This window comes from Saccharothrix longispora, assembly GCF_031455225.1.
Taxonomy (GTDB): Bacteria; Actinomycetota; Actinomycetes; order Mycobacteriales; family Pseudonocardiaceae; genus Actinosynnema; species Actinosynnema longispora.
In genome coordinates this window covers 1,746,973-1,764,269 of record NZ_JAVDSG010000001.1, presented here as the reverse complement: position 1 = coordinate 1,764,269, position 17,297 = coordinate 1,746,973, and the positions used below count along the sequence as shown (strand labels likewise).

General features: G+C 77.0%; 1 protein-coding gene (running past one end of the window). It reads right to left on the bottom strand.

The window, feature by feature from the left end; all coding sequences use genetic code 11:
• Positions 1–17,260: the 5' portion of a type I polyketide synthase gene (locus tag J2S66_RS07650; RefSeq protein ID WP_310305565.1), read on the bottom strand. 11,774 nt of this gene lie to the left of the window's left edge; only the first 17,260 of its 29,034 coding nucleotides appear in the window; its start codon is at positions 17,258–17,260; its stop codon lies off the left edge, out of view.
• Positions 17,261–17,297: the final 37 nt, after the last annotated feature.

The following is a 17,297-nucleotide window of genomic DNA, read 5'->3' as shown; positions in this document are numbered from 1 at the left end:
CGGTCACCGCGTCGGCGAACCGGACGGTGTCCCGGACCTGGCGGACCCAGTACCCGGGCGAGTCCCACTCGCCGTCGGCGGTGGGCTCGTGGGCGATGCGCGGCGCGGCGAAGGCGATGCCGTCGAGGACGCGCCGGAAGTCGTCCAGCACCGGGTCCATCAGCGCCGAGTGGAAGGCGTGGCTCACCCGCAGCCGCGTGGCCTTGTCGCCCAGTCGCGCGGCGAGGGCGAGCACGGCGTCCTCGGGACCGGCGACCACCAGCGACGCGGGGCCGTTCACGGCGGCGATCGACACGCCGTCGTCCAGCAGCGGCCGGACCTCGGCCTCGGTCGCCCGCACGGCGACCATCGCGCCGCCGGCCGGGAGCGCCTGCATCAGGTTCGCCCGCGCCACCACCAGGCGACACGCGTCCGCCAACGAGAACACACCCGCCACGTGCGCGGCGGCGATCTCCCCGACCGAGTGCCCGACCAGCACGTCCGGGCGGACGCCCCAGGAGTCGAGCAGCCGGAACAGCGCCACCTCGACCGCGAACAGCGCGGGCTGGGCGAACCCGGTCCGGTCCAGGTCGGCGTGCGCCAGGGCGTCGCGCAGCGACCAGCCGGACTCGGCGTCGAGCACGGCGGCCACCTCGTCCAGGGCGGCGGCGAACACCGGGTAGCGGTCCAGCCCGAGGCCCATGCGGGCGCGCTGCGAGCCCTGCCCTGCGAAGGCGAACGCGAGGCCGCCGCGACGGGGCTCGCCCTCGACGACGCCCGGCGCGTCCCCGTCTGCGGCGAACGCGGCCAGCCGGTCGGCGGCCTCGGCCCGGTCGGCGGCGACCACGACGACCCGGTGCTCCAGCGCGGCGCGCGTGGTGGCCAGGGAGAACGCGGTGTCGGCGAGGGCGTCGTCGGTGGCGCGCAGGTGGTCGGCGAGGTGGGCGGCCTGGGTGCGGGCGCCGTCGCGGTCCCGGGCGGACACGGCGAGCGCGAACGGCCCCTCGGCGGGTGCCGTCGGCGTCGGCGACGGCGACGGGGCCGGCTGCTCGATGATCACGTGCGCGTTCGTGCCGCTGATGCCGAACGACGACACGGCGGCGCGGCGCGGCCGGGCGACGGCGGGCCACGCCCGGTCGTCCACGACCAGGTCCACCGCGCCCGACGCCCAGTCCACGTGCGACGACGGCTCGGTGACGTGCAGGGTGCGCGGGACGGCGCCGTGCCGCATGGCCTCGACGACCTTGATGATCCCGGCGACGCCGGCCGCGGCCTGGGTGTGGCCGATGTTCGACTTGATCGAGCCGAGCAGCAGCGGCTCGTCGCGGTCCTGGCCGTAGGTCGCGAGCAGCGCCTGCGCCTCGATGGGGTCGCCGAGGACGGTTCCGGTGCCGTGCGCCTCGACCACGTCCACGTCGGACGGGGTCAGGCCGGCGGCGTCGAGGGCCTGTCGGATCACGCGCTGCTGGGAGGGCCCGTTGGGCGCGGTGAGGCCGTTGGACGCGCCGTCGGAGTTGACCGCGCTGCCCTTGACGACGGCCAGCACGGTGTGCCCGTTGCGGCGCGCGTCGGAGAGGCGTTCGAGCAGCAGCACGCCCGCGCCCTCGGACCAGCCGGTGCCGTCGGCGGCGTCGGAGAACGCCTTGCAGCGGCCGTCCGGCGCGAGCCCGCCCTGGCGGGAGAACTCGACGAACGGCGTGGGCGTGGCCATCACCGTGACACCGCCCGCCAGTGCCAGGTCGCACTCGCCGCCGCGCAGCGCCTGCGCCGCCCAGTGCAGGGCGACCAGGGACGACGAGCACGCGGTGTCGACCGTGACGGCCGGGCCCTCCAGGCCCATCGTGTAGGCGACGCGGCCGGTGGCGACGCTGCCGGAGCTGCCGTTGCCCTGGGTGTCGGAGTCGACGGCGGCGGCCTGGGCGAGGAGGCCGTAGTCGTTGTACATCACGCCCGCGAACACGCCGGTGCGGCTGCCGCGCAGCGAGACCGGGTCGATGCCCGCCCGCTCGACGGCCTCCCACGACACCTCCAGCAGCAACCGCTGCTGCGGGTCCGTGCCGAGGGCTTCGCGTGGCGACATGCCGAAGAACGCCGGGTCGAACTCGGCGGCGTCGTGCAGGAACCCGCCCTCGCGGGTGACCGAGGTGCCGGGGCGGACGCGGTCCGGGTCGTGCAGGGCGTCGACGTCCCAGCCGCGGTCGGCCGGGAAGTCGCCGATGCCGTCGCCGCCGCGCGCGACGAGGTCCCACAGCTCCTCGGGGGAGGTGATGCCGCCGGGGTAGCGGCAGCCCATGCCCACGATCACCACGGGGTCGTCGGAGACCACGACGGTGCGCGGGGCCTCCCGGACGGGTGCGGGCGCCGCGACCAGTTCGGCCCGCAGGTGCGCGGCGAGCGCGAGCGGCGTCGGGTGGTCGAACACCAGGGTCGGCGGCAGGGTCAGGCCGGTGGCCGCGTCCAGGCGGTTGCGCAGGTCGATCGCGGTCAGCGAGTCGAACCCGAGTTCCTGGAACGTGCGGTCGGCGGGCACGGCGGAGGCGTCGGCGTGCCCGAGCACGTGCGCGGCGGCCGACGACACGGCGGCCAGCAGGGCGCGTTCCTGCTCGGCGGGCGGTCGCCCGGCCAGGTCGCGGCCCAGGCGCGTGGTCGGGTTCGCGCGGCGGGCCGCGGCGCGGCGGGCGGGCACGAGGTCGCGCAGCAGCGGCGGCACCTCGTCCAGGGCGCGCAGCGCGGCGGTGTCCAGGCGCAGCGGCAGCAGGGCGGCGCGGTCGGCCGTGAGCGCGGCGTCGAACAGCTCCAGCCCCTGCTCGACGGTGAGCGGCGGCAGGCCGGCGCGGGCCATCCGGGCGCGGGCGGCCTCGTCAAGCTCACCCGCCATGCCACCGGTCCACGCGCCCCAGGCGAGGGACACGGCGGGCAGCCCGGCGGCGCGGCGGTGCTCGGCGAGCGCGTCGAGGAAGGCGTTGGCGGCGGCGTAGTTGCCCTGCCCGGCCGCGCCCAGCACGCCCGCGGCCGAGGAGAACAGGACCAGCGGGACGTCGGTCAGCTCGTGCAGGTGGTGGGCCGCGTCGACCTTGGGGCGCAGGACCGCGTCGAACCGCTCGGGGGTGAGCGCGTCGAGCACGCCGTCGTCCAGCACGCCGGCCGCGTGGACCACGGCGGTGACCGGGTGCTCGGCGAGCAGCGCGGCCAGGGCGTCGCGGTCGGCGACGTCGCACGCGACGGTCACCACGTCCGCGCCCTCGACGTCGACCGGGCGGCCCGTGCGGGAGGCGAGGACCAGGTGGCGGACGCCGTGCGCGGCGACCAGGTGCCGGGCGACGAGGCCGCCGAGCGCGCCGGACGCGCCGGTGACGAGGACGGTGTCGCCGAGGTCGGTGGTCGTCGCGCCGGCCGCGGCGCGGGCCAGGCGGGGCACGAGGACCCGGCCGTCGCGGACGGCGACCTCGGGTTCGTCGGGCAGGGACGGCAGGTCGGCCGAGCCGTCGCTGTCGACGAGCGCGAACCGACCGGGGGCCTCGGACCCGGCGGTGCGCACCAGGCCGCGCACGGCGGCGTGGGCCAGGTCGCCCGCGCGGGTCACCACGACCAGGCGGGAGTGCGCGACCGCCGGTTCCGCCTGCCAGTCCTGGAGCAGGGCGAGCACGTCGGCGACGAGCACGCGCACCGCCTCCGGCACGGGCCCGTCGACCACCGGGAGCGGGTGGAAGACGGTCGCCGGGACCTCGTCGCCCGCCCCGAGGGCCGCCCACAGCTCGTCGGCGTCCGCGTACGAGGTGCCCTGCGCACCGGGGGCCGCGGCGTCGCCGAGGACGGCGTGCCGGCCGAGCGGCGGCACCGCGCGCACCGGTCGCCACCGGGTCTCCAGCAGGTCCCCGGCGGCCTGCGCGCCGGCGGCGCGCAGCATCACACCGGCGACCGTCAGCACCGGTTCGCCGTCGGCGTCGGCCAGCCGCACCGACACGGAGTCCGGTCCGACCGGTTCGACCAGCGCGCGGGTGGCGACGGCGCCCGGGGCGTGCGCGGTCACGTCGGTCCAGGTGAACGGCAGGCCGGCGAGACCGGGCAGGCCGAGCAGCGGCACCGCGTGCAGGGCGGCGTCCAGCAGCGAGGGGTGGACGCGGAACCCGGCGTCCGGCGCATCGGTCGCGGTCAGGTCGAGTTCGACGGCGACACCGGAGTCGGTGCGCCGGGCGCCGGTCAGCGCGCGGAACGCGGGGCCGTACGAGAACCCGCCGGCCGCCAGGCGGTCGTACAGGTCGTCCACGGGCAGCGGTTCGCCGACCGGGTCGGACCAGGCGACGGGCTCCGCCGCCTCGGCGAGCCGGCCGGTGGCGTGCCGGGTCCAGGTCCCGCCGTCGTCCGGTCGGGCGTGGACGGTGACGGCCCGGTCGGCGTCCACGACGACGCGCAGTTGCACGGCGGAGTCCTCGGGCAGCACCAGCGGGGCCTCGACGACGAGTTCGGCGATCCGGTCGCAGCCGACCTCCTCACCGGCCCGCAGCACGAGGTCCACGAACGCCGCGCCGGGCAGCAGCACCGCGCCGCCCACCGCGTGGTCGGCCAACCACGGCTGCGAGCGCAGCGAGAACCGGCCGGTGAGCACCGCGCCGCCGCCGTCCGGCAGGTCGAGCACCGCGCCGAGCAGCGGGTGACCGGTGGCGCGCAGCCCGGCGGCGGACACGTCCCGGACCGCCCCGCTCCCGCGTCGCGGCCAGAAGCGCTGACGGGCGAAGGCGTACGTCGGCAGCGGCACCACGCGGCCGTCTGGCAGCAGGGCCCGCCAGTCGGGCTCGACGCCGCGCGCCACGAGCCGGGCCAGCGCGGCCCGGGCGGTGTCCACCTCGTCCCGGTCGCGGCGCAGCAGCGCCACGCCCTCGACCCCGGCGGTGCCGGCGGCGGTGACGAGCGCCGCGTTGACCAACGCGGTGTCCGGGCCGAGTTCGACGAGGGTGGTGCCGCCGTCCTCGACCACCGCCCGGACCGCGTCGGCGAACCGCACCGGCTCGACGACCTGCTCCACCCAGTAGTCCGCGTTCCCCAGGTCCGCCACCGCACCGGTCACCGACGAGACGACCGGGATGGTCGGCGCGCCGAACGCGACCCCGTCGAGCACGCGCCGGAACCCGTCCCGCGCGGGGGCCATGAGCGGCGAGTGGAAGGCGTGCGACACGGACAACCTGCGCACCCGGTGGCCGCGCTCGGCCAGCTCGGCGGTGGCGGCCAGCACGGCCGCCTCCTCGCCGGACAGCACGACCGCGCGCGGGCTGTTCACCGCGGCGAGGGCGACGGCGTCACCCAGGTGGGGGGCGACCTCGTCCTCCGACGCCTCGACCGCCACCATCACGCCGCCCTCGGGCAGGGCCGCCATCAACCGGCCCCGCGCCACCACCAGACGACACGCATCGTTCAAGCCGAGCACACCGGAGACGTGCGCGGCCGCGAACTCGCCCACCGAATGCCCGACCAGGAAGTCCGGGCGCACCCCCCACGATTCGAGCAGCCGGAACAACGCCACCTCGACCGCGAACAGGGCAGGCTGCACCAACGCCGTGTCCGACCCACCCGCCGCCAACACCCCGCGCAACGACCGACCCCACAACGGGTCCACCACCGCCGCCACCTCGTCCAACGCCCCCGCGAACACCGGGAAACGCGACGCCAACCCCAACCCCATACCCGGCCGCTGCGCACCCTGCCCCGAGAAGAGGAAGGCGACCTTCGCCGTCCCGCGCACCGACGTGACCGGCACGTCGCCGGACACCAGCGCGGCCAACCCCTCCGGCCCCCACACGGCCGCGCGGTGCTCGAACCGGCTGCGCGTGGTGGCCAGCGACCACCCCACGTCGACCGGGTCCGGTTCCGGCCGGGCGGCCAGGTGGTCCGCCAGCCGGGCGGCCTGCTCGCGCACCGCCTCCGGCGTCACCGCGGAGATCGTCCACAGCGCCGCCCGCCCGCCCTCGCGGACGGGGGCCGGGGCGGGCGGTTCCGCCTGCTCCAGCACGACGTGCGCGTTGGTGCCGCTGATGCCGAACGACGACACGCCGGCCCGGCGGGGCCCGCCCGTCTCCGGCCACCCCACGGCGTCGGCGACCGGTTCCACCGCTCCCGCCGACCAGTCCACGTGCGACGACGGTTCGCCCAGGTGCAGGGTGCGGGGCACGACGCCGTGCCGCATCGCCTCGACCACCTTGATGATCCCGGCGACACCGGCGGCGGCCTGCGCGTGCCCGATGTTCGACTTGACCGACCCCAGCAGCAGCGGTCGTTCCCGCTCCTGACCGTAGGTGGCGAGGACGGCTTGCGCCTCGATCGGGTCGCCCAGCGTGGTACCGGTGCCGTGCGCCTCCACCACGTCCACATCGGACGGACGTAGCCCCGCGTTGGCCAGCGCGGCCCGGATCACCCGCTGCTGCGACGGACCGTTCGGCGCGGTCAGACCGTTCGACGCACCGTCCTGGTTCACGGCCGAACCACGCACCACCGCCAGCACCTCGTGACCGTTGCGACGCGCGTCCGACAACCGCTCCAGCAGCACGACGCCGACGCCCTCGCCCCAGCCGACGCCGTCGGCGCTGTCGGAGAACGACTTGCACCGCCCGTCGGGCGCGAGGCCCTGCTGGCGGGAGAACTCGACGAACGTGCCGGGCGTCGACATCACGGTCACCCCGCCCGCGAGCGCCAGCGAGCACTCGCCCGACCGCAGTGCCTGCGCCGCGAGGTGCAGCGCCACCAACGACGACGAGCACGCCGTGTCGATCGTGACGGCCGGACCGACCAGGCCCATCGTGTAGGCGACGCGGCCGGTGGCGATGCTGCCGGAGCTCCCGTTGCCGGCCATGCCCCCGAAGTCGCTGTCGGCGCCGCTCAGCGCGGCCAGGTAGTCGTTGTACATCACGCCCGCGAACACGCCGGTGCGGCTGCCGCGCAGCGAGACCGGGTCGATGCCCGCCCGCTCCACGGCCTCCCACGACACCTCCAGCAGCAACCGCTGCTGGGCGTCGGTGGCCAGCGCCTCGCGCGGCGACATGCCGAAGAACGCCGGGTCGAACTCGGCGGCGTCGTGCAGGAACCCGCCCTCGCGGGTGGTCGAGGCGCCCGCGCCGTCACCGGCCAGGGCGTCGAGGTCCCAGCCGCGGTCGGTGGGGAACCCGCTCACCGCGTCCACGCCGTCGGCGACGAGCCGCCACAGGTCCTCGGGCGACCGCACGCCGCCCGGGTAGCGGCAGGCCATGCCGACGATCACGACCGGGTCGTCATCCGCCGCCCGCGCGGCCGGGATCAGGTCCACCGGCGCGTCCGCGCCGAGCAGTTCGTCCAGCAGGTGCCCGGCCAGCGCGCCGGCGGTCGGGTAGTCGAACACGAGCGTGCCCGCCAGGCGCAGGCCGGTGACCGCGCCGAGGCGGTTGCGCAGGTCCAGCGCGGTGAGCGAGTCGAAGCCCAGGTCGCTGAACGCGCGGGTCGGGTCGATCAGCTCCGCGCCCGCGTGGCCGAGGACGAGCGCCGCCTGGGCGCGCACGAGGTCGCTCACGACCTCCACGCGCTCGGCGGGCGCGAGGCCGGCGAGGCGACGGGTGAGGTCCACCGCGCCGGCGGAGGCCGCGCCGGTCTGGCCGGTGCGCACCAGGCCGCGCAGCAGCGGCGGCACCACGCCCGACGCGCGCACCGCGGCCGGGTCCAGCCGGACCGGGACGACGGCCCCGCGACCGGCCCCGACCGAGGCGTCGAGCAGCGCCAGGCCCTCATCGAGGGTCAGCGCGGGCAGGCCGGCGCGGGCCATCCTGGTCAGGTCGGCCTCGTCGAGCGCGCCCGCCATGCCGTCCGGCAGCGCCCACGCGCCCCAGGCCAGCGACACCGCGCCCGGGTGGACGGACGGGAGGGCGTCGAGGAACGCGTTGGCCGCCGCGTAGTTGGCCTGGCCGGCCGCGCCGAACACGCCGCCGGCCGAGGAGAACAGCACCAGGGGCGTGTCGGGCAGCAGCTCGTGCAGGTGCCACGCCGCGTCCACCTTCGGCCGCAGCACGGCCGTGAGGTCGTCGGGCGTGAGGGACGCGAGCACGCCGTCCGCGAGCACGCCGGCGGCGTGCACGACGACGTCCGGCCGGTGCTCGGCCAGCACGCGGGCCAGGTCGACGCGGTCGGTGACGTCGCACGCCACCACGGCCGTGTCCGCGTCGCCCAGGTCGGCGACCAGTTCGGCGACGCCGGGCGCGTCCGGTCCGCGCCGGCCGACCAGCACGAGGTCCCGCACGCCGTGCGCGGTGACGAGGTGCCGGGCGACGACGCCGCCCAGCCCGCCCGTGCCGCCGGTGATCAGCACGCGCCCGGTCCACCCGGCCGGCTCGGCGGCCGGCACCCGTGCCAGGCGCGGCGCGAGCACGCGGCCGGCGCGCACGGCGACCTGCGGTTCGACACCGTGCGGCCGGGCGTCGGGGTCGCCGTCGACCAGCAGGAACCGGTCGGGCTGCTCGGACTGCGCGCTGTGCACCAGTCCCCACGCGGCGGCGGCGGCCAGGTCGGTCACCGGGTCGTCCGGGCCGGTGGACACCGCGCCGCGCGTGACGACCGCGAGTCGGGGCCCGTCGGCGGGCCAGTCGCGCAGGGCTGCCAGCACCTCGGCGGTGAGCCGGTGCGTGGCGGTCACCGGGTCCTCACCCGGTTCGGACGCCACGCGCAGCACGGCCGCGTCGCCATCGGCGTCGGCGGGCACCTCGGTCCACTCGACCGCGTACAGCGGGGCCCTGGTCGTGCCGAGGTCGGTCGGGACGGGGCGCAGCACGAGCCGGTCGACGTCCAGCACCGGACCGCCGTCGGCGTCCACGACGGACAGCGCCACCGCCGACGGGCCGACGGGCGTGATGCGGGCGCGCAGCGCGGTCGCGCCGGTCGCGTGCAGGGTGACGCCGGACCAGGAGAACGGCAGGTTCGCGCCGGTGGAGCCGACCAGGCCGGCGGCGTGCAGGCAGGCGTCGAGCAGGGCGGGATGCACGCCGAAACCGGTCGGGTCGCCGGTGAACCCGACGTCGGCGACCACCTCGTCGCCGTGCCGCCGCACCGCGCGCAGGCCCTGGAACAGCGGCCCGTACTCGAAGCCGTCGGCGGCGAACCGCTCGTAGACGCCGCCGACCGGGACGTCCTCGCCACCGGTGGGCCACGCGCCGCCGGGCGCGGCGCGGCGGGTGTCGAGCAGACCGGTCGCGTGGCGCACCCACGGCTGGTCGCCCGACTCGCCGCGCCCGTACACGCCGATCGGCCGGGCCCCGCCCGCACCGGGCGCGCCGACGACGACGTGCACCTGCACGCCGCCCTGCTCGGGCAGCACGAGCGGCACTTCGAGGGTCAGTTCGGCGACGCCGGGGCAGCCGGTGCGTGCGCCGGCGTGCAGGGCGAGGTCGAGCAGCGCGGTGCCGGGGACGGGGACGACACCGGCCACGACGTGCTCGGCCAGCCACGGGTGGGTCTGCCGGGACAGCCTCGTGGTGAACAGGTGGCCGTCGGTGTCGGGCAGGTCGGTCGCGCCGTCGAGCAGCGGGTGGCCGGCGTCCGCCAGGCCGATCGCGGTGGGCGAGCCGGTGCGCCGAGCGGGGCCGGGCCAGAACCAGGTGTGCTGGAACGGGTAGGTGGGCAGGCCGATCCGCCGACCGGCGTGGTGCGGGGCGGCGTGGTCGACGGGCACGCCGTGGACGTGCAGGCGGGCCAGCGCGGTGATCGCCGCGCGTTCCTCGTCCTGGTCGCGGCGCAGCACCGGCACCACGAGCCCGTCGCCCGCGCCGCCCTCGGCGAGCCCGGACAGGGACCCGTCCGGCCCGACCTCCACGAACGCGGTCACGCCCTCGGCGGCGAGCGCCCGCACGGCGTCGGCGAACCGCACCGGCTCGACGACCTGCTCCACCCAGTAGTCCGCGTTCCCCAGGTCCGCCACCGCACCGGTCACCGACGAGACGACCGGGATGGTCGGCGTCCCGAACGCGACCCCGTCGAAGGCACGCCGGAACCCGTCCCGCACCGAGGCCATGAGCGGCGAGTGGAAGGCGTGCGACACGGCGAGCCTGCGCGTCCTGTGCCCACGCCCGGCCAACTCGGCGGTGGCGGCCAGCACCGCCGCCTCCTCACCGGACAACACCACCGCACGCGGACCATTCACCGCCGCCAACGCCACGACACCATCCAGGTACGGCACGACCTCGTCCTCCGACGCCTGCACCGCCACCATCGCGCCGCCCTCGGGCAACGCCGCCATCAACCGACCACGCGCCACCACCAGACGACACGCATCCTCAAGGGACAACACACCGGACACGTGCGCAGCCGCGAACTCCCCCACCGAATGCCCGACCAGGAAGTCCGGGCGCACCCCCCACGATTCGAGCAGCCGGAACAACGCCACCTCGACCGCGAACAGGGCAGGCTGCACCAACGCCGTGTCCGACCCACCCGCCGCCAACACCCCGCGCAACGGACGACCGAGCAACGGGTCCACCACCGCCGCCACCTCGTCCAACGCCCCCGCGAACACCGGGAAACGCGACGCCAACCCCAACCCCATACCCGGCCGCTGCGCACCCTGCCCCGAGAACAGGAAACCGGTCAGGCCGTGCCCGGAGGCGACGCCGGTCACCACGTCCGGGTGGTCCTCGCCCTCGGCGAGGGCGAGCAGCGCGGTGCGGGCCTGCTCGACGTCCGACGCCGCCACCACGGCCCGGTGCTCGAACGACGCCCGCGTGGTCGCCAGCGAGAACCCGAGGTCGACCAGGTCGGCGGGATCGGTGAGGTCGGCGTGGCGAGCCAGCAGGTTCGCGGCCTGGACGCGCAGCGCGGCGGGCGTGCGCGCGGACAGCACCAGCGGCACGAGTCCCGGGGACGGCGCGCTCGGCGCGGGCTCGACGGCCGGGACCTGCTCCAGCACGACGTGCGCGTTGGTGCCGCTGATGCCGAACGACGACACGCCCGCCCGGCGCGGCGAACCGGTCTCCGGCCACGGCGTCGGCTCGGTGAGCAGGGTGACGTCGCCCGCGGACCAGTCGACGTGCGTGGACGGTTCGGTGACGTGCAGGGTGCGCGGCAGCACGCCGTGGCGCATGGCCTGCACGACCTTGATCACGCCCGCGACGCCCGCGGCGGCCTGGGTGTGCCCGAGGTTGGACTTGACCGACCCGAGCAGCAGCGGGCGCTCGCGGTCCTGGCCGTAGGTGGCCAGCAGCGCCTGCGCCTCGATCGGGTCGCCGAGCGTCGTACCGGTGCCGTGCGCCTCGACGGCGTCCACTTCGGACGGTCGCAGGCCGGCGTCCGCGAGCGCCTGCCGGATGACGCGCTGCTGCGACGGGCCGTTCGGGGCGGTGAGCCCGTTGGACGCGCCGTCCTGGTTCACGGCGGAGCCGCGCACGACGGCGAGGACGGTGTGCCCGTTGCGCCGCGCGTCCGACAGCCGCTCCAGCACCAGCACGCCGACGCCCTCGGCCCAGCCGACGCCGTCCGCGCTGTCGGAGAACGACTTGCACCGCCCGTCGGCGGCGAGCCCGCGCTGCCGGGAGAACTCGACGAACGTGCCCGGCGTCGACATCACCGTCACGCCGCCGGCCAGTGCCAGCGAGCACTCCCCCGCGCGCAGCGCCTGCGCCGCGAGGTGCAGCGCCACCAACGACGACGAGCACGCCGTGTCGATCGTGACGGCCGGACCGACCAGGCCCATCGTGTAGGCGACGCGGCCGGACAGCACGCTGCCCGCGTTGCCGGTGCCCAGGTAGCCCTCGACGTCCGGCGGGAACTCGACGTTCCCGGCCGCGTAGTCGTAGTACATGAGACCCGCGAACACGCCGGTCCGGCTGCCGCGCAACGACTGCGGGTCGATGCCCGCCTGTTCCGCGGCCTCCCACGACACCTCCAGCAGCAACCGCTGCTGCGGGTCCATGGCGAGGGCCTCGCGGGGGGAGATGCCGAAGAAGTCGGGGTCGAACGCGCCCGCCTCGTGCAGGAACCCGCCCTCGCGGGTGTAGCTGGTGCCGAGCCGGTCGGGGTCCGGGTCGTAGAGCGACGCGAGGTCCCAGTTCCGGTTGTCCGGGAACCCGGTGATGCCGTCGCCGCCGTTCGCGACGAGGTCCCACAGGTCGTCGGGCGAGGTGATCCCGCCCGGGTAGCGGCAGCTCATGCCGACGATGACCACCGGGTCGTCGCCCGTCGCGCCGGTCGCGGGGGTCGTGCCGGCGCGGGCCGGCCCGGCCGGGGCGTCGTCGCCGGTCAGCTCGGCGGCGAGGAACGCGGCGAGGGCGTCGACCGTGGGGTGGTCGAACACGAGGGTCGCGGGCAGCCGGAGACCGGTGTCGGCGGTGAGGGCGTTGCGCAGCTCGACGGCGGTCAGCGAGTCGAACCCGAGGTCGGTGAACGCCTGGTCCGCGCCGATGCGGCCGGGCGCGGCGTAGCCGAGGACCGCGGCGACGTGCGCGCGCACCAGGTCGGCGATGACCCGGCCGCGCTCGGCGGGGGTGCGGCCGGCGAGGCGCTGGGCCAGCGCCGAGTCACCGGAGCGGTTCGCGCGGGCCTGGCGGCGGGTGGGCCGCACGAGCGTGCGCAGCACCGGCGGCACCGGGTCGACGCCGGCGAGCGTGTCGAGGTCGAGCCGGACGGCGGCGGTGACGGCGCGGTCGGTGCGCAGGGCGCCGTCGAACAGGTCGAGGCCGTGGCGCGCGGTCAGCGGCGGCAGACCGGTGCGGGTGAGGCGCTCGACGTCGGCGGCGGTGAGGCCGGCGGTCATGCCGCCCGCTTCCGACCAGGTGCCCCAGGCCAGCGACAGCGCGGGCGCGCCGAGGGCGCGGCGGTGTTCGGCGAGGGCGTCGAGGGCGCTGTTCGCGGCGGCGTAGTTGCCCTGGCCGGACGCGCCGAACAGGCCGGCGACGGAGGAGAACAGCAGCAGCGGCGCGGTGGGGGCCAGCTCGTGCAGCGCCCAGGCCGCGTCGACCTTGGCGCGCAGCACTGCCTCGAACCGGTCGGGAGTCAGGGACTCCACGGTCGCGTCGTCCAGCACGCCGGCCGCGTGCACGACGGCGGCGAGCGTCCGGTCGCCGACGGCGGCGGCCAGCGCGGCGGGGTCGGCGGCGTCGCAGGCGACGACCTCCGCGCCCAGCTCCTCGGCGAGGTCCGCCGCCCCGGGGGCCTGCGGGCCGCGCCGGCTGATGAGCAGCAGGTTTTGCGCGCCGTGCTCGGCCACGAGGTGGCGCGCGACGAGCGCGCCGAGGCCGGACGTGCCGCCGGTGATCAGGACGGTGCCGGCGGAGAAGTCGGGGACGCCGGCGTCGTCGGCCACCGGGAGCCGGGTCAGGCGCGGGACGAACCACCCGCCGTCCCGGACGGCCGCGTGCGGCTCGCCCAGGGCGGCGAACCGGGCGGCCAGGTCCACGATGTCGGCCTCCGCGCCCCGGTCGGCGAGGTCGAGCAGGCCGAAGCGGTTCGGGTGCTCCGCCTGGGCGGCGCGCACCAGGCCGCCCACGGCGGCCGGCACCGGGTCCGGGGCCTCGTCCGGGGAGACCGCCACCGCGCCGGAGGTGACGAACACCAGCGGCGTGGGGTCGGTGGTCGCCAGGCGCTCCTGGAGGTGGCCCAGCACCTCGGCGAGGACCGCGCGGGTCGCCTCGGGGACCGTCCCCTCCGGCCGGCCCACGCGGACGACGTCGGGGGTCGGACCGGCTTCCGGCGCGGGCGTGGCGATCCAGTCCAGCCCGTACAGCGACTCGTGCCTGCCGCGACCGGCGGCGCGCACGCCGTCGACCGACGCGGGCCGCAGGGCCAGGCCGCCGACCGAGGCGACGGGCGCGCCCGTCCCGTCGGCGACGACCAGCGACACCGACTCGGGGCCGGTCGGGTCGAGCCGCACGCGCAGCTCCGACGCGCCCACCGCGTGCAGGACCACGTCGGACCAGGCGAACGGGATGCGGCCGCGCACGTCGTCCGACGCCCCCGGCGGGGTGGTGCCCAGCGCGTGCAGGGCGGCGTCCAGCAGCGCCGGGTGCAGCCCGAACGCGGCGGCGTCCTGGCCCTCGGGCAGCCGCACCTCGGCGTAGACGCGCCCGCCCTGCCGCCACACCGCCGTCAACCCCTGGAAGACGGGGCCGTAGCCGAAGCCCGCGTCGGCCAGCCGCGCGTAGTGGCCGGCCAGGTCGACCGGCTCGGCGTCGGCGGGCGGCCACGCGGTCAGCGACTCCAGCACGGCCGTGCCGCCGGGCGCCAGCACGCCGGAGGCGTGCCTGGTCCACGCGAGGTCGGCGTCGCCCTCCGCGCGCGAGTGCACGGACACCGCGCGCCGGCCCGCCTCGTCGGCCGCGCCCACGGTGACCTGCAACCGCACGCCGTCGCCCTCGGGCAGCACGAGCGGCGCCTCGACGGTCAGCTCCTCGACGACGCCGCAGCCGACCTCGTCGCCCGCGCGGGTGGCCAGGTCGAGGAAGGCGGTGCCGGGCAGCAGCACCGCGCCCATGACGACGTGGTCGGCCAGCCACGGCGCGGTGCGGGTGGACAGGTGGCCGGTGAACAGCAGGCCGTCGCCGTCGGCGAGGCCGATGGTCGCGCCCAGCAGCGGGTGGTCGGCGGCGGACAGCCCCCACTGGCCGGGGTCGCCGACGCCGCGCCCGGCCAGCGGCACGTCGATCCAGTAGCGCTCCAGCTCGAACGCCTGCGTCGGCAGGTCCACGACCCGCGCGCCGGAGCCCGCGAACACCGCGGACCAGTCCGGCGACCAGCCGCGGCCGTGCAGGTCGGCCAGGGCGGTGAGCAGGGACGCCGCCTCGGGGCGGTCGCGGCGCAGGGCGGGCACGCCGTCGGCCACCAGGGAGCTGAGCACGGCGTCCGGCCCGACCTCCAGGAACCGGGTGACGTCGCGCTCGGCGAGCCAGCGCACGCCGTCGTGGAAGCGCACGGTGGCGCGGACCTGCCCCACCCAGTAGGCGGGGTCCGCGAGGTCGGTGACGCGGCCGGTGACGGTGGAGACGATCGGCACGGCGGGCGCGGCGTAGGTCAGGCGGCGGGCGACGCGCTCGAAGTCGGCCAGCACCGGCTCGACGCGCGGCGAGTGGAAGGCGTGCGACACGCGCAGCCGGGTGGTGCGGCGGTCGGCGAACGCGGCGGCCACCGCCTCGGCCTCGTCCTCCTCGCCGGAGACGACGACGGAGCGCGGCCCGTTCACGGCGGCGATCGACACGCCGGCGGTGAGCAGCGGCGTCACCTCGTCCTCGGTCGCCTCGACGGCGATCATCGCGCCGCCGGGCGGCAGCGCGCCCATCAGCGCGCCGCGCGCGGCGACCAGCGCGCACGCGTCGGCCAGGGACAGCACGCCGCCCACGTGCGCGGCGGCGATCTCGCCGACGGAGTGGCCGATCAGGTAGTCGGGGCGCAGGCCCCACGACTCCAGGAGCCGGAACAGGGCCACCTCGAACGCGAACAGCCCGGCCTGGGCGAACGCGGTGTCGTGCACGCGGTCGGCGGGCACCTCGTCCAGCGGCACCGGCAGCAGCGGGTCGAGGAGCGCGCACGCCTCGGCCCAGGCCCGCGCGAACGCCGGGAACGCCGCGCGCAGCTCGCGCCCCATGCCGGCGCGCTGCGCGCCCTGACCGCTGAACAGGAACGCCGAGTGCCCCGGCCTGGCCTGCGCGGTGCGGGCCGTGGTGGGCGCGCCGGAGGCCAGGGCCCCCAGCGCGGTCCGCAGCTCGTCGAGGTCGCCCGCCACGACGGCGGCGCGGTGCGGCAGCGCGGCCCGGGTGGTGGCGGCCGACCGCGCCAGGTCCGGCAGCGCGGGGCGCGCGGTGTCCACGAAGGACAGCAGACGACCGGCCTGGAGGCGCAGCCCCTCCGCCGACCTCGCGGAGAGCAGGACGGGCACGACGGGCGCGCGCCACTCCCCCGCCTCGTCGGCGGGCTCCGGGGCGGGCGCCTGCTCGATCACGACGTGCGCGTTGGTGCCGCTGATGCCGAACGACGACACGCCGGCCCGGCGCGGCCGGTCGCGGTCGGGCCACGGCACGGCCTCGGTCAGCAGCCGGACGTCGCCGGTGGACCAGTCGACGGCCCCGGTGGGCTTGTCGACGTGCAGGGTGCGCGGGAGCAGGCCGTTGCGCAGGGCGAGGACCACCTTGATGACGCCCGCGACGCCGGCGGCGGCCTGGGTGTGCCCGAGGTTGGACTTGACCGACCCCAGCCACAGCGGCTCGTCCCGGTCCTGCCCGTAGGTGGCCAGCAGCGCGGCGGCCTCGATGGGGTCGCCGAGCACGGTCGCCGTGCCGTGCGCCTCCACCGCGTCCACGTCGGACGGCCGCAGCCCGGCCGATGCCAGCGCCGCCCGGATCACCCGCTCCTGGGACGGCCCGTTGGGCGCGGTCAGGCCGTTGGACGCGCCGTCGGAGTTCACCGCCGACCCGCGCAGCACCGCGAGCACCGGGTGCCCGTTGCGCTGCGCGTCGGACAGCTTCTCCAGCACCAGCACGGCCGCGCCCTCGCCCCAGCCGGTGCCGCTCGCCGCGTCGGCGAACGACCGGCAGCGGCCGTCGGGGGCCAGCCCGCGCTGGCGGCTGAACCCGATGAACAGACCGGGCGTCGCCATCACGGTCACGCCGCCCGCCAGCGCCAGGTCGCACTCGCCGCGCCGCAGCGCGTGCGCGGCGAGGTGCATCGCCACCAGGGACGCCGAGCACGCCGTGTCCACGGTGAGCGCCGGCCCCTCCAGGCCGAGGGCGTAGGCGACCCGGCCGGACAGCACGCTCGCCGCGAGGCCGGTGGCCAGGAAGTCCTCCGCGCCGGTGGGGAGCCGGGCGACGAACTCGCTGTAGTCCTGGTAGTTCGCGCCGGTGAACACGCCGGTGCGGCTGCCGCGCAGGGCGGTCGGGTCGATCCGGGAGCGTTCCAGCGCCTCCCAGCTGACCTGGAGCAGCAGGCGCTGCTGCGGGTCCATCACCACGGCCTCGCGCGGCGAGATGCCGAAGAACGCCGGGTCGAAGTCGGCCGCGCCGCGCAGGAAGCCGCCCTGGTCGACGTACGACGTGCCGCGGCTCTCCGGGTCCGCGTCGTACACCGCGTCCAGGTCCCAGCCGCGGTCGGCGGGGAACCCGCTGATCGCGTCGCGACCCTCGACCAGCAGGTCCCACAGCTCCTCGGGCGTGTCCGCGCCGGGGAGCCTGCACGACATGCCGACGATCGCGATCGGCTCCTGCGTCCCCTCCTCGGCCTCCCGCAGCCGCTGCCGGGTCTGCTGGAGGTCGGCGGTCACCCGCTTGAGGAAGTACCGCAGCTTCTCCTCGTTCTCCATCGGTGTCTACTCCCTCGGGGACCAGCGGGTGGTGACG